The sequence below is a fragment of the Pectobacterium odoriferum genome, assembly GCF_009931295.1.
In the GTDB taxonomy this organism is placed as follows: Bacteria; Pseudomonadota; Gammaproteobacteria; order Enterobacterales; family Enterobacteriaceae; genus Pectobacterium; species Pectobacterium odoriferum.
Genome location: NZ_CP034938.1, coordinates 2,093,664 through 2,117,446, shown reverse-complemented (window position 1 = coordinate 2,117,446; position 23,783 = coordinate 2,093,664). Strand labels below are relative to the sequence as shown.

Here is a 23,783-nt window from a genome sequence, read left to right as displayed (position 1 = left end):
TGCCGTCGCCCCGCGACCCCTGGCCTTTTGCGATAAATCGCGCCGCTTCGCGGTGCCTTCGGCGTTCATGCCCGCTGTTCGGACCGCCTGCAACGCGCTCCCGGCGCGGCGCAGGCTTTCGCGGCGTCCATGCCGCTCATCCGGCGGTCATGTACACCTCTGCGCGATTTTTTACGCGAACCAATCCCATAAAATCAAAAGACTGAACTTCGTTCATTGTTATTTTGGGACGGATGTTTCCGTCTGTGCTGAGAGCGGCCTTAGCCGCCCCGTGTCGGGCGCGTGCTGCAACGGTTGCAGAAAAAACCGTGGGTAATGCGCACGAAACCTTCACACTAATGACAGAAACAAGAAAAAACAAAAGGGCGATAGATATCGCCCTTTTACTATTTAGATGAAGATGAAATAACTTACTTCCCGGTTGTCGCCTGCACCGACATTGACGCTTTCGCCTGTGCCACGCTGCGTTCAATGACCGCTCGGCGCGTGTCGTTTTGCGGTAACAGCTGCAACATGGCTTCCCAGGCGTTAATCGCGTCCTGATAGCGCTGGGCTTCATAGGCATTGAAAGCCAATAGGCTCAGTACACGCACATTGGTCGAGCCGGAATTCATCAGTTCACGCAGCATGTCCCCACCGCGTTGGCTATCACGCGGGTCGGTAGATCGCGACAGCAGATCGGCATAGTCCAGCGCCAGATCCGTATTCTTCGGATCGAGTTGGAACGCTTTAGCAAACGCCTGCACGGACATGTCGTAGTTATTCAGCAAGCCCGCAATACGCCCCAGCATCCACCAGTCTTGCGGATTATCTGGTTGCGTTTCCAACTGGCTACGCAATCCCAGACCGAGACGCGCGACCTCTTCAATGGTCAGTGGCTCGGCGTCAGGATCCAGCGCTCGCTTCATCAGGTCCGGCGTTAACGCCACAACCTGCTGCAACTCCTGCACCCGATTAACCGCGGAAGTCTTCCAAAACACGCCGAGGCTGACAATGACCAGCAACAGCACGCCCGGCAGCAAAACCCAGCTGTTCAGCGGACGCTGTTGTGCCTTCGCACCGCTGGGAATGTCCTGCAATAGCGTATGCTGGAGTTCCTCAACCAGTTGAGCACGTTCCTGCTCATTGGCGATATCCACAGTAAGCTCACGCAGACGATCGCGATACAGCGCCTGATTGATCGCATCGCGATCGTATTCTCCCCGTGACGACCACGGCGCAAGCAGCAGCGCGGAAAGCGCAATCAGCGATAGCACAATGGTTGCGGTCAGTAGCATCATTCGGATTTCCCCCCACGTTCCAACAGCGTCTGCAAGCGCTTCTTATCCTGTGCGCTCATCGGTTCTTTGACATTTCTGATGCGGCGGGCACGCCGAATAATCATCCATGATCCCACAGCCAGAAACAACGCGGGCAGGAGCCACAGCAGTATCGTAAAAGGCGTGATCGGCGGTTCATACGTCACAAAATAGCCATAACGATCCACCATATAATCGACAACCTGCTCTTTCGTTTGTCCCTGCTGCATCAGTTCATACACTTTCTGCCGCATATCCGAAGCAATCATCGAATTGGAATCGGCAATGCTGTTGTTCTGGCATTTTGGGCAGCGCAGTTGCATGGTTAACTCACGAAACTGTTGCTCCTGCGTGTCGTTGTCAAAACGCAATACCTCGGAGGACGCCAGCACGCTGAACGACAGCAGCAGCGCACTAAGGAAGCCGATCACTCTCATGCGCCGCCCTCCTTGCTGTATTTATCCCACAACGGTTGCAGCGTTTCTTGCCACACCTGCATGTTGAGATCGCCCGCATGGCGATAGCGAATAATGCCTTTCCCGTCGATCAGGAACGTTTCCGGCGCGCCATACACGCCCAAATCCAGCCCCAACATACCGTCGCCATCAAATAAGCTCATCGCATAGGGGTTGCCTAGCGTCTTCAGCCATTCGACCGCGTTGGGGCGTTCATCTTTATAATTCATGCCCACGACGCGAATCCCCTGCGCCGCCAGCGTGTTGAGAAACTGGTGCTCCGCGCGGCATGTCGGGCACCAGGTCGCCCAGACGTTCAGCAGCAGCGGTTTGCCATCGCTCAGTTCAGATTGGTTATAAACCTTTCCCGCCTGATCCAGCGATTCAAGACGAAACGCGGGAATCGGTTTGCCAATCAGGGCTGACTCCAGCCGCATGGGATCGTCGCCGTCGCTGTTACGCACCAGCTGCCACAGCAAGGCCACCGCCAGCAGTAAAAACAGCATAAGCGGGATTAACAATATTTTGCGGCTCATGATGCTGTCCCCCGAACGGCGCGACGCAGGCGATAGCGAGGATCGAACATGCACAGGATGCCGCCTAACGCCATCAGCCCCCCGCCGTACCAAATCCAGCGGATAAACGGTTTGTAATACAGCCGCACCGCCCAGCTCCCGTCATCCAGCTTTTCACCCAAGGCCGCATAGAGATCGCGCGTCATCCCCGCATCAATGGCGGCTTCCGTCATGATCGCGCCACTGGTGTTGTAGAAGCGTTTTTCCGCCTTCAAGATCGCTTCCGGCTTGCCGTTGTGCGTGACCTCAATCGTCCCTTTCGCACTTTGCCAGTTCGGCCCCACGACATCACGCACGCCTTGAAACGTAAAACGGTAATCGTGGATCTCGATGCTGTCGCCTGCCCGCATCCGCACATCGCGCTCAACGCTATAATTTTGGCTGAAGGCGATCCCTACCACCGTCACCGCCAGCCCAATATGACCGCACACCATTCCCCACTGGCTCAGTGAAAGTGTGGTTAAACCGCGCAGCAGACCATGACGACGGGTGGAACTGGTATGCAGCTCGTACACCGTTAAGAAGAACACCCACAGCGCCATCGACAGGCCGACCACCGTCATGGCAACAAGGGAATCCTGTAACAGCCACGGAAACAGCAGCGACAGTGCCGCGGTCACGGCCAGCGCAATCAGCAGCAGCTTACGCAGCTTTTGCGGTTCGTCGCGCCGCCAGCGAACCAGCGGCCCCACGCCCAGCAGTAAGGCAAAAGGGGCCATTAACAGGGTAAACATGGTGTTAAAGAACGGCGCACCAATCGAAATGCTGCCCAAGCCCAGTTGCTTATGCACCAGCGGCAGCAGCGTTCCCAGCAGCACGACGAGCGTGGCCGCCATCAGGATCAGGTTATTGCCAAGCAGGAAAGTCTCACGCGACCAGAGCGAATTCGTTACCCGCGCCCGTACCCGGTTGCCTTTGATGGCGAACAGCAGCAAAGAACCGCCGATGACAATGACCAGAAACGCGAGAATAAACATGCCGCGTGCCGGATCGGAGGCAAACGCATGCACCGACACCAATACACCGGAACGCACCAGAAACGTCCCCAGCAGGCAGAGCGAGAACGCGCCGATGGCCAACAACACCGTCCAGGCTTTGAAACTGCCGCGTTTTTCGGTAACCGACAGCGAATGTAGCAGCGCCGTGCCCACCAGCCACGGCATCAATGACGCATTCTCCACCGGATCCCAGAACCACCAGCCGCCCCAGCCGAGTTCGTAATACGCCCAGCCCGAACCGAGCACGATACCCAGCGTCAGGAACGACCAGGCCGCCTGCGTCCACGGTCGGGACCAGCGTGCCCACGCGCTGTCCAACCGCTCAGCCAGCAGCGAGGCGACCGCAAACGCAAACGCCACGGAAAACCCGACATAGCCCATGTAAAGCAGCGGAGGGTGGAAGATTAACCCGACATCCTGCAACAGCGGGTTGAGATCGCGTCCGTCAATCGGGTAGTCCGGCAGCGTGCGCGTAAAGGGATTCGACGTCAGGATGATGAACAGCAAGAAGCCGACATTAATCATCCCCATCACGGCCAGCACGCGGGCGACCGCATCCAGCGACATCCCCCGGCTGAATACCGCCACGGCGAAGGTCCAGCCGCTCATCAGCAGCACCCAGAGCAGCAGCGATCCTTCATGTGCGCCCCACGCTGCCGCCACGCGATACCATACCGGCAGCGCGCGGTTCGAGTTGTTGGCTACGTAGAGGACGGTGAAATCATTAATCACCAGCGCATGCACCAACACGAGGAAAGACGCCAAAATGCATGCAAACAGCGCCCAGGCAAGCGGACGCGCCAACGCCATCAGACGAGTATCCTGACGCGACGCGCCCCACAGTGGGTAAACGCTGAGCAACAGCGCGACGCCTAGCGCCAGACAAAGCAGATAATTGCCCACTTCAGGCATCATAACCGTTTACCCTCTGTGGCCGCCGCCGGCGCATGGCCGTGCTGTCCTTCCATCGCCGCTTTGATTTCCGGTGGCGTGTAGTTTTCGTCATGTCGGGCAAGCACTTCTTTCGCCATAATATGATCGTCGGTATCCAGAATGCCCTGCGCCACCACTCCTTGCGCCTCGCGGAACAGATCCGGCAGCATCCCGTTATAGGTCACATCCACTGAACCCTGCGCATCATAAACGGTGAAGCGGACTTCCAGACTTTGGCTGTCGCGGCGCACACTGCCCGGCATCACCATGCCGCCGACGCGTAAACGCTGCCCAATCGCCGGTTTTTCCTGCGTTTCGTTCTTGCCGTAAAGAATTTCACTGGGCGTATAAAAGAGATCGATATTCGAGCTCAATGCATAGAGCGTCAGCGCTATCGTCACTACCGCACCGCAGACCACGGCCACGATGGCATAGAGACGGGTTTTACGCGGTGTACTCATTGCACCACCTCCATCGTTTCCGACTGGTGGGCCGTATTCTTACGCTGCTCGCGCGCCTGCTGGCGGCGGATATCACTCAGCAATGCGCGGCGACTTAACAGGGTATGACCGACCAATGCGCTCAGCGGTAACAGCGTCAGCACCACGGCCAGCCACACGTAAAAGGCATAGCCGCCCATCGCAAAGAAATCTTGCCAACTTGTGAAAGCGATGTTCATCGTGCTATTCCTCCTTTATTAAGCAGCGCAGCCACCCAGGGCGCGCGGCGCTGCTGCACCAGTATCAAGTTACGCAAGCGCATGAGTGACAACGTCACGAACAAGCTCATAAACCCTAACATCATGATTCGCAGCGGGAGACGCATGGCGGGATCGATCGTTTTCTGCATTTTTGTCGATCCCTGATGCAGGGTATTCCACCACTCGACCGAGAAATGGATGATGGGTAAATTTACCACGCCAACCAGCACCAGAATGGCCGCCGCACGACCGGCAAGACGGCGATCGTCAAAGGCGTTGTAGAGCGCGATGATGCCCACATACAGAAACAGCAGAACGAGTTCCGACGTCAGTCGCGCATCCCACACCCACCAGGTTCCCCACATCGGTTTCCCCCAGGTGGCGCCCGTCGTCAGCGCAATAAAGGTAAACACCGCACCGACCGGTGCCATCGCCGCCACGGCAAGTTCTGCCGTTTTTGACTGCCGAATCATCCCGATAAGCGCAAATATCGCCATCACGGCATAGACGCCCATCGACCATACGGCTGCTGGGACATGCAGGTACATGATGCGATACCCTTGCCCTTGCTGATAATCCGCAGGCGCAAACCCAAATCCCAGCAGACAACCGCCGATCAGCAACGTGGCACTGATCAAGGCAACCCAGGGGATAAGCCTGCCGCAAAGGCCATAAAGGCGATCCGGCTGCGTAAGCTGATAGTTTTTTTTCAACATAATCGTGTGCTCACTTTGCGTAAAACTCATCCCAACGGGACGATAAAGGCGATCCTGAGATCGGAAAATTATTGTATGCTCACCCGCAACGCCGCCGCCGTGGCAAACGGGCTCAGGGTGGCGCTGCCCGCCAGAAAGGCTCCGAGGATCGCAAGATACCCGCCGACTGGCAGTTGCATCATCGCGGCCTCAACCGCCGCCGTCGCAAAAATCAACAGCGGTATGGTGAGCGGCAAGACCAGCAGGCTTAACAGCACGCCGCTGCGACGCAGCCCGACCGTTAACCCCGCGCCAATCGCTCCCAGAAAACTGAGCGTTGGCGTGCAGAGCAACAGCGTTAACGCCATCACCCACCAGCCGTGGCTGTCCAACCCAAACAGCAGCGCCGCCAGCGGAGAAAGCAGTAACAGCGGCAGCCCGCTGACCATCCAGTGCACCACCACTTTCGCCAATACCACTAACGGCAGCGGCAAAGGCAACAGCGTTAGCTGTTCCAGCGAGCCATCCTGATAATCATCGCGGAAAAGGCGATCCATCCCCAGCAACGACGCGAGCAGCGCCGCCACCCACACCACGCCGGGTGCCACACGCATCAATAGCTGCGGCTCTGGTCCAATAGCCAGAGGAAATAAGATGATGACGATCAGGAAGAACCACAGAGGGTTAAGAATTTCCGCGTTATTGCGCAATGCAACGCGCAGTTCTCGAGCAATCAGCCGCCGCATGATGGGGTTCCCTCACTCGGCGTAAGCTGGATACAGCGAATATCCTGAGCGAACGGACGCAGCGGCTGATGGGTGGTTAAAATGATGATGCCGCCACGCGCAATATGGTGTTCCATACGCTGTGTCAGCATTTCGACGCCAGCCACGTCAAGCGCGGTCAGCGGCTCATCCAGAATCCACAGCGGGACGTCGGTGAGCCACAAACGCGCCAGCGCGACGCGACGCTGCTGTCCCGCCGAAAGACGCGCCACGGGCACATCTTCATAGCCAGCCAGCCCGACGGCGGCCAGCGCTTGCCAGAGTGCATCCTGATCCTGTTGCGGATAGAAAAAGCGCAGGTTCTCTTCACCCGTCAGGACGCTTTTGATGCCCGGCTGATGGCCTAACCACAGAAGTTGCTGATTAAACTGCTCGCGCATACGGTTGATGCGTTGCCCTTGCCAGCAGATTTCCCCCGATTCAGGCGTCGCCAGACCGCTTAAAATGCGCAACAGCGATGTTTTGCCCACCCCGTTGGCACCGGCAATTTGCACCATTTCTCCCGCGCTGGCCGTAAACGACAACGCGCTGAACAGCACATGCTCATCGCGTATGCAAACCACATCGCGCGCTTCTAACATCGGGGTGTACTCCTACTTTCTAATGCCATATACCCTTGGGTATAGAATAACATGGTGCCCTTACTCCCCCTCTTGGGGGCCGTAACCCTAAAGAGTTAATCTTTTTTATTGAGATCAATAAAATCGGTGATTCCGGTTATCCTCGTCATTATGACGGTGCAAAAAGTCGTGCTGACCCCTTTTATTCAAAAGTTATCACGCACTATTTCTGGCTATTCTTCAGCAGCGTTGCCGTGTTGATCGCCTCGATCAACTGGACGCGATTAACTCGTGGGCTGTACGTATCCAGTAAGCGCTGCCAAATCGTAATCGCGCGTGCATAATCCGCCTTCAAGAACGCATCGGATGCCAGCAGCATCAGCGCTGTCACTTCATTGGCATCCAGCGCCAGCGCTTTATCAACCATCTCTTGCATCGGCGGTGTGACGGCCTGACCGGCCTGGTAATACAGCACCGTTGCCAGTGCCGAATACAGCTCAGCACTGTCACCCTTCAGCGCAATCGCCTGCCGATAAGCGCGCAACGCGTTGTCATACGCGTTGCGGTAAAGATAATATTCACCCAGCTCAGCCCAGAGGACGCTGTTGCCCGGTGTTTTACGAATGTTGTCCTGCAAGGCAGTAAGCTGTTTTTCCTGCTGTTGCGCGTCGCTAAAATCATGGAGCGGATCGGCAAGTCGCTGTCGTTCCGTCTGAACCAGCGCAGCACGCGGGCTTAGCATGTAGAACGTCGCACTGCTCAATAAGATAACGATGACCGCAGCCACAACGGCGATGGCAGGCATTGGGCGCTGCGCAGAAGAAGAGGATGAGGCTAACGGCAGATCGTGGGACAGCTCTCGACCCAGCATCTTTGCCTCATGCTCGGACAGATGCTTTCCTGCCTGTTCACACTGAAAATGCCAGATGCGCTCCGCTAAACGCTGTAGCTTGTCATCCCCCTCCGACTGACGCAGGGGCAGTAGCGGCCATAGCAGCCCGGCCGCCAGAACGACAATCGCGACAGCGACGAACACCATACTTAATACGTTCAGGTCCAACAGGTTCACGCTTAACAGGCTCATGGACGCGCCCCTCGGTTCTGCCGCCGCATCACCCGCCACGCGATAACTGCAATCGCTAACAGCAAAAGCAGCGGCGTGAGCCAAAGGATGCCGGTTTGCATTTTCATCGGTGGGTTGTACTGAACAAAGTCGCCATAGCGTTGATTCATAAACGCCATAATGTCTGACTTGTCCTTGCCCTGCTCCACCATGGAAAAGACCTCATGACGCATACTCACCGCCACGGGCGAATTCGATTCCAGCAGACTCTGGTTCTGGCATTGTGGGCAGCGTAATTCGCCAGCAATCGCCATCGCAGCCTGACGCTGCGCCTGACTGGAAAACGCCCAAGTATCGACCACCTGAGCCTGTACAGAAAAAGCCAGCAGCATGAAAAGGAGCGCAATGTATTTACTCATAGGCCCTTCTCCCTCTGAACCACCCCAGCAGCGCGCCCGCGACCATCAGTAGGCCGCCGCCCCACACCCAGCAAACACCGGTTTGCACATAGAAACGCATGGCATAGCGGTTTTCGCCGGTTTTCTCTCCCATCACGGCATACCATTCTCTGATCGGCCCCCAGGCAATGCCCGGCTCAACCATCTGCTGTTTACGTGCGTTGTAATAACGACGTTCCGGCATGATGCGGGCGATCGGTGAGTCGCCACGATAAATCGCAATCACGGCCTGCTCGGCGGTGTAATTCTGCGCCGCCACTAACTCCAGCTGTAAAAATCGGAAATGGTAGTCGCCCAGCGTGACCTGTTCTCCCTGACCCACATTAGCGCTGATTTCCTGCTTGCTGCCCGCAGAGAACACAATCCCCAGGGCAAAAAGCGCCACGCCCGTATGCGCGAGCAGAGCAGGAAGCTGCTGACGTATTGCCGACAGCGGCTGTAACCACTGTGCAGCCATGACCCAGCCGATCAGACCCGCCGCCAGTGCGACAGCGTACCCATGCGGCCATAAGACCAGCGCGGTGATAACGCCGACAGCCAGCGTCACGTCGAAACGCCGGACAGGCCATCGCGCACTGCGTTTCCAGTAGCCCCCCGCCGCTACCCCGATGAGCAACAGCATCAGGCCAGCGAAGGGCAAGAGCACACGGTTAAAATAGGGCGCGCCCACGGAGATTTTCCCCCAACCCGCCAGCCCATAGATCATTGGGTAAAGCGTGCCAAGTAATACCACCAGCGCGACGGCACTGAATAACAACAGCACCAGCAGTATCGCCATTTCCCGCGACCAGCCGGAGAAGCGGGCAGCAGAATGGACAAGCTGAGCCCGCCAGCCATAAACCGCCAACGCCGCCATACTCAAGCAAGCAAACAGGATAAATAGAGGCACCGCACGGTCATGTTCGAGAGCGAATGCATGAACCGACACCAGTATCCCGGAGCGCACAATCAGCGTGCCCAACAGGCATAAAATGAACGTCAGCAACGCCAATATCAGCGACCAATGGCGAAAGATGCCGCGCATGCGGGTAACAGACAGGCTGTGCAGTAATGCGCTGGCCGTAAGCCACGGGAGCAGCGAGGCGTTCTCTACCGGATCCCAGAACCACCATCCTCCCCAGCCCAGTTCGTTATAGGCCCACCACGATCCGAGGATGATTCCTAGCGTCAACAGGCTCCAGGCGGGCAGCGTCCAGCGCCAGCAAATCCAGGCGGCGGGCGCAGTAAACTCACCGTGAATCAGGGCGGCTAACGCCAGCGCCGCACTCACAGTTAACCCGCCATAGCCCAGATAGAGCAACGGCGGATGAAGAATAAGGCCAATGTGTTGCAGCATGGGGTTGAGATCTCTCCCCGCCACCGCAGGCGGGAAGAGACGCACAAAAGGATCGGAGAAAAAGACAATGAACACCAGCAGCGCTGTCGCGATCACGGCCAGCATCGCCAGCGTCAGCGGAAACAGATCGCTTTCCGCCTTACGATAGCGACAGGCGAACGCGGCGCTCCAGCCGGTTAAACATAACAGCCACAGCAGCAGCGATCCTTCATGCCCGCCCCAGACCGCCGCAATTTTTAGCCCCAGCGGTAAATCACGATGACTATGTTGAGCGACGTAATTAACAGAAAAATCATCCTGTACCACGCTCAGCGTCAGCGCGATAAACGCGAACAGCACGAGGCCAAACAGTACCAACGTCCAGCACCGCGCCAGTCGGTAAGTGTCCGACCAGCGCAGGGAGTAGCCTGAAAATGTCAGCAACGCCGTCGCCACACCGACGCAAACCGCCAGCGACAGCGCGACATACCCAAATTCTGGCAATAACAACATCAACAGGCCTCTTGCTGGGAATTAGACAACGGTTAACTGCCCCGCATAGAGGATAAAGAAGCGCAGTAGCAATACGCCCACCAGACTCATGCCGCAGACCGCCAGCACGCCATAAGGTGAATGCTGTCGGTTAGCCCATGACTTGAGCAGCAAGGGAAGGACTAATCCAATCCCTACCACGCCCAGCCAGAACCACACGGCCCAGAACCCACCGCCCACGGCGGCCACCAGCGCCCGCTGCTTCCCATCGTCCCCTAAAGCAAGGCCGATAAAGAACGCAAACAGCAAGAAGATTTCTAGCCACACGACCGGCGTTTCGACACGGTGTACAAAGTGTGCTTCTTCGCTATGCGGATTGCGACGATAGCGGCAGGCCATGGCGATCAGCGCGACTGCGGCACCGGAGGACACCCCCGAAAACAGGAATAGCGCCGGTAAGATCGGGTTATTCAGCAGCGGATAGGTCTTAAGCGCGGAGAGTAAAAACCCGGTATAAGCCCCTAACATCACCGCCAACAGTAACATCACGATATCCAGCGATTTCTGCATCGGTGCCAGCCAACTGAGCACCTTGGGAAGCATGATCAGCTTCGGCAACCAGCGCTGTTGCAGCACGATAACCTGCTCGCTGAAAATGTTGACCAACCAAACCGCCAACGCCGCCATATAGACCTGAAACAGCATGACCCCAACTGACATCACCGAGGTAAAGCTGTAATGGAACATGAGCTTCCAGAACGTCCAGGGGCGCGTCAGGTGGAAAACCAGAATCAGCAATCCCAGAATGATGGTGCACGGTGCAAGAATCAGCGTGGTGCGCATTAGCGTACTGTCGGCGGTTGCCTGTTCGGGGTGGTAGCGTCGCAGTAAGACCGACAGCGTCACCAGCCCCGCAGAAATGCCCACCAGGAATAGGTAAATCGCAATCGGCCAGTCCCAGACTAACGAAGCAAAATGGAATGCGCTTGAAGACACGGGCGTCATTGATGAACCTCCCCGTATTTAAACGGTACGCGATAAACCTTAGGACGAGTGCCGAGCGCGATTTTGTAGCGATACGTCGGCTGTTGACGAAGCAGGCGGGAAATCTCGCTGTCAGGATCGTCAAGGTTGCCGAACGTCAGCGCGTTCGTCGGACAAGACAACACACAGGCGGGCAGTTTTCCGCCTTTCAGGTTGGTCTTGCGGCAAAAATCGCACTTATCCGCCGTTTTCGTCTTCGGATGAATAAAGCGCACCTGATAAGGACAGGCGGCAATACAGTATTGGCACCCTACGCACAGATCGGGATTCACATCCACAATGCCGTTTGTCGCATCGCGATATGACGCCCCGGTCGGACACACATCAACACAAGGTGCATGATCACAGTGCTGACAGGAGTGACGGAAAAAGCGGTATTTCACGTCTGGGAAGGTCCCAATCGGTTCGCTGCGAACGATCGTCAAGCGCGATACGCCTTCCGGCACCTGATTGACTTCCCGGCAGGCATCCATGCACGCCGTACAGCCGATACAGAGCGATTCATCGTGGATCATGCCGTAGCGGACGCCGTTGATATTCAGCGTCTGTGCGACAACCTGCCCCGCCGTACTGGTGATGGCAATGAGCCCCCCCATACGGGCAAGAAATTGACGACGAGAGCAACTCATGGCTGCCTCTTATTACCCAGATGAACTGAGGCTGGGTTGAAGTCTGGGTTATTGCGCTGATCGCTATGGCAATCCACGCACAGTTTGATGCGGCTCTTGTCGTTCAGCGTCTGCATACTATCCTGCGTGGGGTGCAGTTGATGGCAACTGGCACAAGCCACTTTCGCGACATGCACATCGTGTGGCCAAAACGATTTCTGCAACTGTTCCGGCGTATGGCATGACATACAGACGCTGTTTTGTTCTTCCACCTTATACATCGGGAAGTTAAAGCGCATGACATCTCTAACGCCTTCGCGGTGCATCGGCGATGGCTTGCCGTGGCAGTTTGTGCAGGTCAGCTGTTTCTGGTTATGCGGGTTGACGGCGGAGGCATGTTTGCCCTGCATGCCATCCTCTTCCGGTTTATGGCACTGTAGACACGCCTCATCGGGATTGCGCTGTGGCATGACTTCCCAGCGCTCTCCTTTTTCCGCCTGAGGTGCGGGCTGCGTCAGCCCTGGCAATGCCCAAAGCATGCCTGATACCAGCACCCCGGCAGTCAATAACGAACGTAATACGCTCATATCCACTCCACTTTATGATCGCCCGCGTCCACGGGCGATGAGGGGTTATTAGTTCAGTCGTCCAGCTTTGCGCGCTTGCTCATCCCACTGCGGCACTACCGTGTTCAGGAAATCCTGTTTTTCGGCTTTGATTTGCTGCATGTTGAGCCCAACCGCCTGCTGCGCTTTCTCTTTCGTCGAGATATCCGGCAGCTTGACTTCCCCTGTCACCCCTTTTTGTGCCAACAGACGCACCAGTTTGGTTCTCGCCTCGGCGGATTTACTCAGCGAGGTGCCAAGCATCCGTAAGCCTTCATCCGGCGCATGCATGTGAATACCGTGAGAGGCAACCGCCAGATCCCAGCGCCATTGCGCATGGCGAATATCCATCAGAATCGGCTGCATTTCTGCTTCGGTTGCACCGGCATCCCAGGCCGCTTTAGCCTCAAAGTGCGCGTGAACCAATTGCTCTTCTGCTTTCAGTTTTAAGTCCTGAATAGCCGTTTTGCGTTCAGCAACAACCGCCTGCATCGCCGCTTTATCCTGCGTGTGGCAATTGGTACAGGTTTCGCCGTAATTGTCGAAAGGGTTGCCGATCTTGTGATCGGTATACAGCTTGCCGTCCGCGTTTTTCACTTTCGGCATATGGCAGTCGATACAGGTCACGTTGTTTTTACCGTGAATACCAATGCTCCAGGTTTCATATTCTGGATGTTGGGCTTTCAGCATCGGCGCGCGGGAAAGGGAATTGGTCCAGTCGGAGAAGGAAATCGCGTCATAGTATTTTTCCATGTCTTCGACTTTCGTGCCGTTATCCCATGGGAATTTCACCGCTTTGTCTTTACCAGAAAAATAATACTCAACGTGGCATTGTCCACAGACCATCGATTGCTGCCCAAATCGACTGGTTTGATCAAACGGTTTGCCAATGGCTTCCATTGCGCGCTCTGCGTAAGGACGGGATAGCGTCAGCGCCGGTTTGCCCTGAGCGAAATCTGGGGACGCAGTATCATGGCAGTCCGCACAGCCGAGATCGTTAGTAATCTCCGGCCCGCCTCGCGCCCACTTGCCTTTGAAGTAGCCGTCCTCGCCTTCCTGTTGGATCAAGCGGGCGACATCCGGGCTTTTACAACTCCAGCACGCCATCGGCAGAGGGCCATCTTCTGCCGTCTTGGGTGCGCCAGTACGCAGCGTTTCACGCACGTCCGTTATGGCGTAGGCGTGGCCACGCGGCTTGTTATAGTCTCTGGAGAAGGGATAACCCGCCCAGAGGATCACCATCATGGGGTCTTCTGCCAGCGCATCATGACGCTCAGACTGTTCAGTGGTCGCTTTCCACGAGTTGAACTGATCGGGGTGTTGATTGGTGAATACGGCGTTTCTTGCTTCTATCGGGGCGGGAGGTGGTGACACCGGAGCATCAGCGGAATAGGCTGGCATCATTAGAAAGAGACTGGCTACCATGCCCCACAGATAGGAGATTGACGTGCTTATCCTGACCATGCGTTTGTGTCCAAATTAAGCCGCCTACTGGCGGTCATTTTAGTTATCCATTTGACAGAAACCACAACAACTGTCGTGACATTACTCGCACTATGAATAACAAAAAGATGCATTCAAAATATTGTTTTTGATCAAAGGTAAAGAAAAGTAATGAATCGTATCGAAAGTTATATGAGGATTGTCTCAGTCACGGAGGGGCATCGCAGAATATGGCAAGGGGCTTAAACACGGGGGACTTAAAAATTAAGCACTTAAAAACCGGGTGTTTAAGGATCAAGACAGGTGGCGCGAGCACTGGGATGACGCGCCAATCTTGGCAGTTCATCCCAGTGCATTTGCTGATACAGCGCGGCGTTTTGCCCGATAGAGCACATCAGAAGCTAAATAAGTGGGGCTTAAGTGAAAAATAGTGCCCCACAGTATGCCCTTCTGGGATTTTTATTTCCCTTGACCATAGGCCAACGCCAGCTTGGCGTAGAAATCTTCCAGCGTGAAGCGGGCATCAACGGCGTTATACACTCGAATCTGGCGCGCATTGTCCTGCGGTGCATAGGTCAGGTCGTCGTTTAACTGCGGCGCGTTGACCAGCGTGTAGTGATATTCATGGTCATCCAGCAGCAGAGAAACCGAGGGGTTATCACCCAATACCCAGACTTCGCTTTTCGGCCAGGGAACGTCCTTAATGGTTTCGGAAATCGCACGATTAAACTCGATCAACTGCTGCCACAGATACTCCCCGACTTTCCCCTGCGGCTTAACGCGTACGGCAAGCTCAGACAGCGAGACGCGCACGGACATATAAACATTATGCGGCACCTGCCACAACGGCACCTGAGACTTGAATACGCTGTTCGCCGCGACCGGATCGTTAAACATATTGTATTCCCAACCGCCTTTCGGATAAGGCATACCGCCAATCCACACCACCGTCATTTTGCTGGCGATCGTCGGTTCAGCCTGTAGCGCGGCAGCGATATCCGTAATCGGCCCCATGACTAATACAAACAGCGGATGCGAATCGTCTTTTAACGCTTCCTTGATCAGCATCTGCGCCCCTTCACTCAACGCAGGCGCGCCACCGTCGGCTTTCAGCGCCTGCGTCGCACCGCGATAAACGGGGATGTCCGTTTTTCCCATCACCGTCATCAGGCGTTGAAGCTCATGGTAGCTTTCCATCATGCTATTTTCGCCATCACGTTTCATCAACGGCGCAGTACGGGAGTAATGGGCGGCAATCAGCCCTTTTATCTGCATCGTTGGCGTCAACACCGCATGGGCAACGGCAAAATCATCGTCAGCCTCGTTTTTCGCATCGGCGCTGATAATGACGCGGATCTGTTTATGATCGGCTACATCAAAAGGTGAAGTTTGAGCCTGCGCAGTGAACGCGCTGAGGAACGGTAATGCCACAATCAGCATGGCAAACCGGGAAAAGTACCTGTGAATAGACATGATTATCCTTAACGGTGCTTGGCAATCGTTGATATGGCAGCCCAGCGATTCAGGCTGCCATCAGAGAAAGCAGGCATGCCACGACGCTGCCCGCAGCATGAAGACGCTATTTAAAAAGCTTCTGAACAAACTCGCTGTAGGCCGGTCGCCAGACATCCATTTCATGACCGAGGTTCGGATAATGGCGGTAGTCAAACCGGATATTTTTCTGCTCCAGTACGGTTTTCAGGCCCGCAATATCCTTACCGGTGATGTTGTCGGTTTCACCAATCACTACCGTGAAGTTCTTCAGTTGCTGATTGATCTGCTCCGGTCGTTCAAGCTGTGCAGCAACGGCCGTGTTCGGCACCGTTTCGGTGGTCACGCCGCTGAACGTTGCCAGCCAGCCGAAGTGATCCAGGTGGCTCATGCCGGATACCAGTGCCTGATAGCCGCCCTGAGACAGCCCGGCCAGCGCCCTGCCGTTCGCATCCTGACGGACGTTAAAGCGTTTGCCGATCTCTGGGATAATGTCATGGATGAGTTCCCTGTCCGCCGCTAACGCATTGCGCGGATAGAACACCTTACGGCGCTCCTGCGGTGGATAGTCTTCCGGGATGATGCCGGGAGCGTCCGTTTCCGTATCAGGAATGACGACCAGCATCGGCTCAATCTTTTTCTCCGCCAGCAGGTTATCCATCATCTGTGGTATCCGCCCCTGCACCACGGCCGATGCGCCCGTGTCACCAAAGCCGTGGTAGAAATACAGCACTGGCAACGGTTTTGACGATTCGCTATAGCCCGGTGGCGTCCAGACATAGACCTGACGCTCTGATTTCAATGCTTTCGAGTGATAGGTCAGCGTTCTTAGCTCACCGTGTGGGACCTGACGCACATCCAGAATGCTCCCCGGCACCAGAATCAAACTGGTATTTACCTGACGCTGTGGTTTAGTCAACGCCGTGCCAGTATCGATGGTGCGGAAGCCATCCACGCTGAAAAAATATTCATACAGGTTCGGTGCCAGCGCTGACGTTTTGAACGACCATACGCCAGATTCATCTTTCGTCATCGCATGGGATACAATGCTATCGGGCGTCGAACCGGTAAAAACACTGACCTGCTTCGCCGTTGGCGCAAACAGGCGGAAAGTGATACTGCTATCCGCGTTCACCGCCGTGACATACTGGCTTACGGGGACGGTTGCCGCGGGCATAACCGGAAAATCGGCAGGTAGCGCAAAAGCAGTGATGGAGACGCAGGCAAACAGACTGGTTGCCAGTATCGACACCGTGCGCTTTTTTACATTCATCAGCATAGTGTTGTCCTATTTTTAAGGATGGCAGGCGTTTAAGCCTGCCCTATTTGCGGAAATCCGTCGTTACCACCACACCTCGGCTTGCACACCAACGGTGAATTGGTTTTTCTTGTTATCTGCAAATTTATACGTCGAGATCTCATTATCCAGAATATTTAAGTAAGTACCGTAGAAACGAATTTCTGGTCTGGAGTTCAGGATGCTGGTATCCACTTTCAGTGCATGATACAGCGTGGTTTTATAACCAGATTCACGGAAATTTACGCCTGCTTGATTCGTATTCTTCTGCGTAAACCAGCCTAACTCCACGCCAGTTTGGTTATAGTTATCCCAAATATAGGCAGGACGGATTACGGTACGAATACTCTCGAAATCGCTGTGCGCACCGGTTTCATAGCTATAAATATCATTACCCCAAGAATACACCAGCGCATTAGCCATGATGACGTTGTCATGCAAATACATTTCACCCTGTGAAATTACACGAAATGCATTACCGCCGGTGTGATCGCCATAATAATTTTCACCCTGACCGATTGACGGATTACCGTCGTCATAACGGGCAAAGCCACTGGCGATCGAGTTATTTGCCGACTGTAACGTAAATTCGTTAAATCCACCGCGCGAATCCAGTTTCTGCTTGACGATTGCCGTCGCCAGATAACTGTCCTTCATTTTAAAATATTCGTTACTGCTTTCGTTATGTTTCTGGCCGTCGCTCTTATTTGCCATTACATATTTACCAATCAACGTTAATGCACCATCATCCCACAATGGCAGATTTTTATACCGAATCTCCATCGTGTTGGTATTCATTTTGGTTTTATCTGCATCTCTACCGATATTAGGATCTGCATATTCTCTGGAGTAAACGTTAACATCTTCACGCGTCAACGCGAGATCTAATTTCCCCGGCCCCGCGTTCATATTCTCTATCCCCACGCCCGCACCGGCATAAACGCGATCGCTTTTCCAGTCCAGCATTTGAATTTCATAAACAGGCAGGACATGCTTCCCGACCCAGAAATCGGCTTCTGGTGCAAAAGGCAGGAAGCCGTTTGTTGTCAGGTACAGATCGGAAAACTGAAGGACGTTTTCATTACCTGCGTTATCACCAAACCAACCCGCGCTATATTGTTGTCCGACGTTGCCGTCGAGTTTAACCACAGCGTGTGCCGTCTTGCCATCTTTGTTATAGACTCGTTGGGTGAGAAGAAGGTCAAACCAGCCGGAGTGCTCATTACCGAAACGACCTAAAGAACCGATGGCATAGGACTGTGGTGAACCATTTGTCCCCGTTGCCCAACCGGAACGTAAATAACCGGTATAGGAGAAACCGATGTCATCTTTAACGTATTTGCTAATTTCATCCAACGTTAGCGGTTTTTGCTGTGTATTTGCAGCCGTGACAACATCAACCGAGCTTGCCGCAGAGGCGGCTACCGTATGGTTAGCCGGAGAACTGTCAACGGATGCAACAGCCCGTGTTTTATCTTTCGCCGTTGAGTTTACGGCGACTTGGGTTTTATTTTCTGCGATCGTCTTATATTCACGTAGCTCTTTTTTTGTTGACTGCAATTCGGCTTTATTTTCCGCCAGTTCTTTCTCCAATAGTTCCAGTCTTTCTTCTACGGTCAATTTCGCGGCCATAGCACCATTAGACAAAAACACTGACGACATCAGTAATACCATCATCTTTACAGGGAATTTTTTACGCATGATTATTATCCGAGTAGGGTACATTTTTAAATTGAAAACAACATGCTTTCGACGCTAGCCGAAAGCTCGTCTATTTATAAAAGTTTGTAAAACCCAAATGACCGTTTATATGATTTAATGGCTAGTCAACACCCTCCCGTTTCATTTTATTCTCCTGCCATCTTTCCCATGGGTAGTAAAAAATAGAGTTCGCATTCATTCCAGAATTTGCTTTTCTGAGAATGAATGCGTAAATAACGTAGCGATGCACTGATTTATTTCAACGTTTCTCCGTTAGAGGAAATAACGTCTTTATACCAGTAGAAACTTTTCTTACGCCGGCGTTCTAACGTACCGTTCCCTTCATCATCACGATCGACATAAATAAAGCCGTAGCGTTTCGACATTTCGGCTTTTGACGCACTAACCAGATCGATAGGCCCCCAGCAGGTGTAACCCATAACCTCCACGCCATCTTCCAGTGCTTCGCCCACTTGATACAGGTGATCGTTCAGGTATTTGATGCGATAGTCATCGTTAATGCTGCCATCGCTCTCAAGTTTGTCTTTGGCACCCAAACCGTTTTCCACAATGAACAGCGGCTTTTGGTAGCGGTCATACAGATAGTTCAGTAAATAGCGCAGCCCTTCCGGGTCGATCTGCCAGCCCCACTCGGAGCTTTCCAGATGCGGGTTAGGCACCATATTCAAAATATTGCCGCGGGCTTTCAGGTTCACTTCTTCATCAGTCGTCACGCAGCCCGTCATGTAATAACTGAAAGAAATGAAATCGATGGTTTCTTTCAGCGACTGACGATCGTCTTCCGTTACCGTCAGCGTAATACCGTGCTGTGCAAAGAAGCGCTTCATGTACGCTGGGTAGTATCCTCGGGTTTGTACATCACCGAAGAACAGCCAGTCGCGGTTCTGCTGCATAGTTTCCAACACATCGCTCGGCTTACAGGTCAGCGGATACATCATCGCGCCCAGCAGCATGTTACCGATTTTGGCATCAGGGATAAGTTCATGGCAGGCTTTTACCGCTTTGGCGCTCGCAACCAACTGATGGTGAATCGCCTGATAAACCGCCTGTTTATCGCTTTCAGTGGGTAGTCCGACACCCGTAAACGGGGCATGCAGCGCACAGTTAATTTCGTTGAACGTCAGCCAGTATTTCACTTTGTCTTTATAGCGCTGAAATACCGTGCGGGCGTAGCGCTCGAAGAACGTAATCGTTTCACGGCTTCCCCAGCCGCCGTAATTTTTCACCAGACCGTACGGCATTTCATAGTGGGACAGCGTCACCAACGGCTGAATGCCATACTTTGCCATTTCATCAAACAGGCGATCGTAAAATGCCAGTCCTGCCTCATTCGGTTGGGCTTCATCGCCCTGCGGGAAAATGCGCGTCCAGGCAATCGAGATTCTCAGGCATTTGAAGCCCATTTCAGCAAAGAGTGCGATATCTTCGGGATAGCGGTGATAAAAATCGATCGCCGTGTCTTTAATGCCGCTGTCGCCTGGCGTACGCGTGACGATCTCGCCAAAAATACCCTGTGGCTGTAAATCGGACGTTGATAGCCCTTTACCGTCCGTTAAATACGCACCTTCAACCTGATTAGCTGCGATCGCGCCGCCCCACAAAAATTCTTTCGGAAACTGATGGCTCATCTCTTCTCCTCCCAATTGGGTCATAAATTTCAATGTCAGCGGATTAACGTCAACAACGCGCCCTGTTCCTGCACGGTGTTTCCGGCGGTAGGCAGAACATCAACGTAATCTTCGCTATTGGTGATAATGACGGGCGTTGTCGTGTCATAGCCGGCTTTCTCAATCGCCTGATAATCAAACTCCACCAGAAGATCGCCCTGCTTCACGACATCGCCGGTCTTAATGTGTGCAGTGAAATACTGGCCATCCAATTTCACCGTATCGATACCAACGTGAATGAGCACCTCAGCACCGTCTTCAGACTCCAGTCCGATGGCATGATTGGTCTTGAACAGCGAGGCAACCGTCCCATTCACCGGTGAGACCACGCGTCCGGCCTGCGGTTTAATCGCGATGCCTTTTCCCATTAACCCACTGGCGAACGTTTCATCACCGACCTGCTCAAGTGGCAGAACCGTTCCCTCTATCGGGCTGTTTATCTCTTGCTTACGCGTTGCATCGTTCCGGTTCTGCGTGGCTTGCGGTGCCGCCGTTGGCGCGTTTACTGCTGGCGCATTCTCTTGCGGCGGAATCCCAAATGCCCAGGTCGCCACCGCCGCGAAGGTAAAGGAAATCGCCGTACCAATAATGGCAGCCCAGACCGAGTTATCGACGCCTGTTGGTGGGATAACCTGCGTAAAGGTGAAGATGCTCGGGAAGCCGAAGGAATAAATGGTGGTATGGAAATACCCCAGAACACCGGCCCCGATTGCGCCACCTAAACAGCCAAAGATGAAAGGACGCTTCAGCGGCAATGTGACGCCATATACCGCAGGTTCTGTAATACCAAAGATGGCTGCCGAGAACGCCGAACCAGAAATCCCTTTCAGCTTCATATCACGAGTACGCAGCAACACGCCCAGCACCGCCCCAGCCTGCCCTAACACCGCAGGCGTCAGCAGCGGCAGCAGTGTGTCGTGCCCCAAGACGCTGAGGTTGTTGATCATCAGCGGCGTTAAGCCCCAGTGCAGACCAAAAATCACGAACACCTGCCACAGCGCACCCATCAGTGCGCCCGCAATTGTGGAGTTCAGCCCGTAGATCAGCTGGTAGCCGCCAGCCAGCATATGCCCAAGCCAGGTTGCCGCAGGCCCAATCAGCAGGAACGTAACGGGGACTGTGATACAGAGGCACAGTAGCGGCGTGAAGAAATTGCGGATGTTGATATGCAATAGGGCATTCAGTGGCTTTTCCAGACGTGAAGAGAGCCAGGCCGAGAAAATAATCGGAATAACAGAAGACGCATAATTAATAAAGGTGATCGGAATACCGAGGAAATAAAGTTGCTGATAATTCGCATTCTGCATCGAGCCAAATTCAGCAATCATGGATGGATGCACCAGCGTTGCACCAATCACCATCGTAACAAATGGATTTCCACCAAACTTCTTCCCTGCGGTATAACCTAACACCACTGGGAAGAAAAAGAATAATGCATCGCTTGCTGCAAACAGAACTTTATAGGTTCCGCTGGTTTCAACCATCCAGCCGCACACTAAACTCAGGGCTAAAAATCCCTTTAAAATACCAGAAGCAACCATGACGCCAATTAATGGCGTAAATATGCCAGATATAATATCAATGAAGCGGGAAAGAAGATTACCTTTCTTCTCATCACCGTCTTCATTACTTGAGGAGTCAGCCTGATCGCTCAATCCAGAAACATCCAGTAAACTGCTATAGACATCACTGACATGATTGCCTACAACAACCTGAAATTGTCCGCCGCTTTCAACAACCATGATCACGCCTGAATTACTTTTTAGCGCAGCGGCATCCGCTTTTTTGTTGTCTTTCAATTTAAAACGTAATCGGGTGGCACAGTGTATTACGCTAATGATGTTGCCACGTCCGCCGACACCATCGAGTATCTCACTTGCTAATGCTTTGTATTCCATCGTCTATCCTTAATACTAAACAGACTTAAATATCAATGATTTAAGATTGCCAGTTTTGTTTGAGACAAAAAAAAACCTAAATCGTTTTCCCAATAAACATTGAGAAAACGATTTAGGTTTTGCCTGCCCGTCTAGACTAGCCTGACAGTAACAATCCTGCTTGTTTACCCGTCATACTTCAAGTTGCATGTGCGTTGGCCGCGCTCACTCAGTCGAATCACTTACTTGAGTAAGTTCACCGGGATTCCTTCCCTTGCCACCTGCCTGAAACTCGAATTATTTAGTGGGTATCTGATAGTTTGCTTTTCACATACTCTATGCTTTCACTTTCGTCGTATGCAAGAACATTTATCTTGCCATACTGTTATTTTGTGACGAAAATCAAATTAACAAAAATTATTCTCCATCACCTAATTCTATTTTATCCTGGCCTTCTGTCCGCACACGTTCAATATGAATAGTTAAAAACATCAACTCTTCTTTCGTTAACGTATAGTGATACTTTTGAACAATATGAACTTGTATTTTTTCTGCGCAAAGATAAGACAATTGATATCTTTCCTTCACGACATCATGTAATGATTCATCATCGCTAAATACCGCATTTTTTCCTATTAGCCGTTGCGCGAAAAATTTCAAATGCGTCACAAAACGATGATAGCTTAACGCCTGCTCGTTATAATCCAGATTCAGCTGATATTTTACAATATTTAGTATTTCCTGCATGATTTTGGTAATCTGCAAGACTTCCGGCATTTCGCTGTCAAGCTGCGCATTCACCAAATGCAGCGCAATAAACCCAGCCTCATCTTCCGGTAAGCGTACGGCAAGACGCTGCTCAATAATATCCAGCGCTTCAAGACCAACTGCGAATTCCTTTGGATACAGGCGCTTTATTTCCCATAACAGCACATTACGAATATCTACCCCTTGCTTATGGCGCTCTATAGCAAAGTGACAGTGATCCGTTAAGGAGATATAGACGCTGTTTTGCAGTTTCCCGGGCAAACGGCCTTTTGCCAGCAGAATGATCTTGTCTGCCGTCGTGATGACATCCATCGGAATCTCTGACAGCAGCTCCTGCAGGCGCGATGTCAGCTCGCCGGATTTCATCACAAACACACGTTCAATCAGCGTTTCGTCCAGCAGATCGCCAGAGTGCTTTTTGAAGCCCAGCCCGCGTCCCATCACAACCGACTCATTATTGTTTTCGTCGATTACGGTGACGACATTATTGTTGAGTATTTTGGCAATCTTCATTTTTCAAACCCTGGAAACAAAAAAACCAGACACCCGTAACAAGAACGAGTATCTGGTTTTGCCTGCTTACGCAGTAACAATCCGCAATGGCAGGTAAACTACCATCTGCATTCATCTTCTCAAGAAGCATGACACAAAAACGTGATACGGATCGACAGAAAAACATGCGGCTTACATGCGTTTTCTTTATTTATCGTCGGCAGTTAAAAGAATCAATCACTTGCCGCCAGTCGCCGTCATACCGTATTTATGCAGTGAGTCTCTTAGGCAGTTGCGCAACAACGTTAGGTAAAAACACCAAATCGCTCAGTTTTTTGCGTAAACACGACAAAATATTCAGTTTCATCCCTTTTACCACCTTGTTTCTCGTCGCTTAATAACTATAATACGGAACGTCGTTTCAATTGAATGGTTTCAGCTA

General features: G+C 53.1%; 22 protein-coding genes. All 22 read right to left on the bottom strand.

The genetic code is table 11. From position 1 onward, the window contains the following. Window positions 1-410: 410 nt before the first annotated feature. Window positions 411-1,280, bottom strand: coding sequence for a c-type cytochrome biogenesis protein CcmI (ccmI, locus tag EO763_RS09430; protein WP_161528786.1), 870 nt, complete (start codon window positions 1,278-1,280; stop codon window positions 411-413). Continuing rightward, window positions 1,277-1,735, bottom strand: a complete 459-nt coding sequence (locus tag EO763_RS09425) for a cytochrome c-type biogenesis protein (protein WP_161528785.1) — start codon at window positions 1,733-1,735, stop codon at window positions 1,277-1,279. Before EO763_RS09425 ends, ccmI begins: the two co-directional genes overlap by 4 nt. Further along, window positions 1,732-2,289: a DsbE family thiol:disulfide interchange protein gene (locus EO763_RS09420; RefSeq protein WP_161528784.1), complete on the bottom strand. Its 558-nt coding sequence runs from the start codon at window positions 2,287-2,289 to the stop codon at window positions 1,732-1,734. The genes EO763_RS09425 and EO763_RS09420 overlap by 4 nt, the downstream gene beginning before the upstream one ends. Then, window positions 2,286-4,241 (bottom strand): heme lyase CcmF/NrfE family subunit, encoded by a 1,956-nt coding sequence (locus EO763_RS09415; protein ID WP_161528783.1) that lies wholly within the window; start codon window positions 4,239-4,241, stop codon window positions 2,286-2,288. Before EO763_RS09415 ends, EO763_RS09420 begins: the two co-directional genes overlap by 4 nt. Further along, window positions 4,238-4,720: a cytochrome c maturation protein CcmE gene (gene ccmE, locus EO763_RS09410; protein ID WP_161528782.1), complete on the bottom strand. Its 483-nt coding sequence runs from the start codon at window positions 4,718-4,720 to the stop codon at window positions 4,238-4,240. Before ccmE ends, EO763_RS09415 begins: the two co-directional genes overlap by 4 nt. Further along, window positions 4,717-4,938 (bottom strand): heme exporter protein CcmD, encoded by a 222-nt coding sequence (gene ccmD / locus EO763_RS09405; protein WP_161528781.1) that lies wholly within the window; start codon window positions 4,936-4,938, stop codon window positions 4,717-4,719. The genes ccmE and ccmD overlap by 4 nt, the downstream gene beginning before the upstream one ends. After that, on the bottom strand, window positions 4,935-5,675 hold the full coding sequence (locus tag EO763_RS09400) for a heme ABC transporter permease (protein ID WP_010305764.1): 741 nt from the start codon (window positions 5,673-5,675) through the stop codon (window positions 4,935-4,937). The genes ccmD and EO763_RS09400 overlap by 4 nt, the downstream gene beginning before the upstream one ends. 68 nt (window positions 5,676-5,743) lie before the next feature. After that, entirely contained in the window at window positions 5,744-6,400 is a 657-nt protein-coding gene (gene ccmB / locus EO763_RS09395) for a heme exporter protein CcmB (protein WP_010305762.1), read from the bottom strand. Then, window positions 6,388-7,020 carry a cytochrome c biogenesis heme-transporting ATPase CcmA gene (gene ccmA / locus EO763_RS09390; protein ID WP_010305759.1) on the bottom strand — a complete coding sequence of 211 codons (633 nt, stop codon included), beginning with the start codon at window positions 7,018-7,020 and terminating at the stop codon, window positions 6,388-6,390. The genes ccmB and ccmA overlap by 13 nt, the downstream gene beginning before the upstream one ends. A 202-nt stretch (window positions 7,021-7,222) precedes the next feature. Beyond that, entirely contained in the window at window positions 7,223-8,083 is an 861-nt protein-coding gene (gene nrfG / locus EO763_RS09385; protein ID WP_161528780.1) for a heme lyase NrfEFG subunit NrfG, read from the bottom strand. Then, a complete protein-coding gene (gene nrfF, locus EO763_RS09380; protein WP_161528779.1) occupies window positions 8,080-8,481 on the bottom strand; it encodes a heme lyase NrfEFG subunit NrfF in 402 nt (133 codons plus the stop codon). The genes nrfG and nrfF overlap by 4 nt, the downstream gene beginning before the upstream one ends. Continuing rightward, window positions 8,474-10,348, bottom strand: coding sequence for a heme lyase CcmF/NrfE family subunit (locus EO763_RS09375; RefSeq protein WP_161528778.1), 1,875 nt, complete (start codon window positions 10,346-10,348; stop codon window positions 8,474-8,476). Before EO763_RS09375 ends, nrfF begins: the two co-directional genes overlap by 8 nt. Before the next feature lie 21 nt (window positions 10,349-10,369). Continuing rightward, entirely contained in the window at window positions 10,370-11,332 is a 963-nt protein-coding gene (gene nrfD / locus EO763_RS09370; RefSeq protein WP_161528777.1) for a cytochrome c nitrite reductase subunit NrfD, read from the bottom strand. Continuing rightward, window positions 11,329-12,000 (bottom strand): cytochrome c nitrite reductase Fe-S protein, encoded by a 672-nt coding sequence (gene nrfC / locus EO763_RS09365; protein ID WP_161528776.1) that lies wholly within the window; start codon window positions 11,998-12,000, stop codon window positions 11,329-11,331. The genes nrfD and nrfC overlap by 4 nt, the downstream gene beginning before the upstream one ends. Next, window positions 11,997-12,566, bottom strand: a complete 570-nt coding sequence (gene nrfB, locus EO763_RS09360; RefSeq protein ID WP_010305738.1) for a cytochrome c nitrite reductase pentaheme subunit — start codon at window positions 12,564-12,566, stop codon at window positions 11,997-11,999. Before nrfB ends, nrfC begins: the two co-directional genes overlap by 4 nt. Window positions 12,567-12,614: 48 nt before the next feature. Then, window positions 12,615-13,988, bottom strand: a complete 1,374-nt coding sequence (gene nrfA / locus EO763_RS09355) for an ammonia-forming nitrite reductase cytochrome c552 subunit (protein ID WP_244322087.1) — start codon at window positions 13,986-13,988, stop codon at window positions 12,615-12,617. Between the two features lie 498 nt (window positions 13,989-14,486). Then, on the bottom strand, window positions 14,487-15,500 hold the full coding sequence (locus EO763_RS09350; protein WP_161528774.1) for a nucleoside hydrolase: 1,014 nt from the start codon (window positions 15,498-15,500) through the stop codon (window positions 14,487-14,489). A 106-nt stretch (window positions 15,501-15,606) separates the two neighbouring features. Further along, window positions 15,607-16,797: an esterase gene (locus tag EO763_RS09345; RefSeq protein WP_420029419.1), complete on the bottom strand. Its 1,191-nt coding sequence runs from the start codon at window positions 16,795-16,797 to the stop codon at window positions 15,607-15,609. Window positions 16,798-16,860: 63 nt separating this feature from the next. After that, on the bottom strand, window positions 16,861-18,516 hold the full coding sequence (locus tag EO763_RS09340) for a carbohydrate porin (protein ID WP_161528773.1): 1,656 nt from the start codon (window positions 18,514-18,516) through the stop codon (window positions 16,861-16,863). Window positions 18,517-18,770: 254 nt separating this feature from the next. Further along, a complete protein-coding gene (locus EO763_RS09335) occupies window positions 18,771-20,165 on the bottom strand; it encodes a glycoside hydrolase family 1 protein (protein WP_161528772.1) in 1,395 nt (464 codons plus the stop codon). 35 nt (window positions 20,166-20,200) lie between these two features. Beyond that, entirely contained in the window at window positions 20,201-22,102 is a 1,902-nt protein-coding gene (gene bglF, locus EO763_RS09330) for a PTS beta-glucoside transporter subunit IIABC (RefSeq protein WP_161528771.1), read from the bottom strand. Window positions 22,103-22,498: 396 nt separating this feature from the next. Then, window positions 22,499-23,362, bottom strand: coding sequence for a BglG family transcription antiterminator LicT (licT, locus tag EO763_RS09325; protein ID WP_161528770.1), 864 nt, complete (start codon window positions 23,360-23,362; stop codon window positions 22,499-22,501). Window positions 23,363-23,783 lie beyond the last annotated feature (421 nt).

What these genes read in the sequence shown, in the direction of transcription:
- ccmI (WP_161528786.1), bottom strand. Translation starts at nt 1,280, where the DNA reads ATGATGCTACTGACCGCAACCATTGTGCTATCGCTGATTGCGCTTTCC.
- EO763_RS09425 (WP_161528785.1), bottom strand. Translation starts at nt 1,735, where the DNA reads ATGAGAGTGATCGGCTTCCTTAGTGCGCTGCTGCTGTCGTTCAGCGTG.
- EO763_RS09420 (WP_161528784.1), bottom strand. Translation starts at nt 2,289, where the DNA reads ATGAGCCGCAAAATATTGTTAATCCCGCTTATGCTGTTTTTACTGCTG.
- EO763_RS09415 (WP_161528783.1), bottom strand. Translation starts at nt 4,241, where the DNA reads ATGATGCCTGAAGTGGGCAATTATCTGCTTTGTCTGGCGCTAGGCGTC.
- ccmE (WP_161528782.1), bottom strand. Translation starts at nt 4,720, where the DNA reads ATGAGTACACCGCGTAAAACCCGTCTCTATGCCATCGTGGCCGTGGTC.
- ccmD (WP_161528781.1), bottom strand. Translation starts at nt 4,938, where the DNA reads ATGAACATCGCTTTCACAAGTTGGCAAGATTTCTTTGCGATGGGCGGC.
- EO763_RS09400 (WP_010305764.1), bottom strand. Translation starts at nt 5,675, where the DNA reads ATGTTGAAAAAAAACTATCAGCTTACGCAGCCGGATCGCCTTTATGGC.
- ccmB (WP_010305762.1), bottom strand. Translation starts at nt 6,400, where the DNA reads ATGCGGCGGCTGATTGCTCGAGAACTGCGCGTTGCATTGCGCAATAAC.
- ccmA (WP_010305759.1), bottom strand. Translation starts at nt 7,020, where the DNA reads ATGTTAGAAGCGCGCGATGTGGTTTGCATACGCGATGAGCATGTGCTG.
- nrfG (WP_161528780.1), bottom strand. Translation starts at nt 8,083, where the DNA reads ATGAGCCTGTTAAGCGTGAACCTGTTGGACCTGAACGTATTAAGTATG.
- nrfF (WP_161528779.1), bottom strand. Translation starts at nt 8,481, where the DNA reads ATGAGTAAATACATTGCGCTCCTTTTCATGCTGCTGGCTTTTTCTGTA.
- EO763_RS09375 (WP_161528778.1), bottom strand. Translation starts at nt 10,348, where the DNA reads ATGTTGTTATTGCCAGAATTTGGGTATGTCGCGCTGTCGCTGGCGGTT.
- nrfD (WP_161528777.1), bottom strand. Translation starts at nt 11,332, where the DNA reads ATGACGCCCGTGTCTTCAAGCGCATTCCATTTTGCTTCGTTAGTCTGG.
- nrfC (WP_161528776.1), bottom strand. Translation starts at nt 12,000, where the DNA reads ATGAGTTGCTCTCGTCGTCAATTTCTTGCCCGTATGGGGGGGCTCATT.
- nrfB (WP_010305738.1), bottom strand. Translation starts at nt 12,566, where the DNA reads ATGAGCGTATTACGTTCGTTATTGACTGCCGGGGTGCTGGTATCAGGC.
- nrfA (WP_244322087.1), bottom strand. Translation starts at nt 13,988, where the DNA reads ATGATGCCAGCCTATTCCGCTGATGCTCCGGTGTCACCACCTCCCGCC.
- EO763_RS09350 (WP_161528774.1), bottom strand. Translation starts at nt 15,500, where the DNA reads ATGTCTATTCACAGGTACTTTTCCCGGTTTGCCATGCTGATTGTGGCA.
- EO763_RS09345 (WP_420029419.1), bottom strand. Translation starts at nt 16,797, where the DNA reads ATGCTGATGAATGTAAAAAAGCGCACGGTGTCGATACTGGCAACCAGT.
- EO763_RS09340 (WP_161528773.1), bottom strand. Translation starts at nt 18,516, where the DNA reads ATGCGTAAAAAATTCCCTGTAAAGATGATGGTATTACTGATGTCGTCA.
- EO763_RS09335 (WP_161528772.1), bottom strand. Translation starts at nt 20,165, where the DNA reads ATGAGCCATCAGTTTCCGAAAGAATTTTTGTGGGGCGGCGCGATCGCA.
- bglF (WP_161528771.1), bottom strand. Translation starts at nt 22,102, where the DNA reads ATGGAATACAAAGCATTAGCAAGTGAGATACTCGATGGTGTCGGCGGA.
- licT (WP_161528770.1), bottom strand. Translation starts at nt 23,362, where the DNA reads ATGAAGATTGCCAAAATACTCAACAATAATGTCGTCACCGTAATCGAC.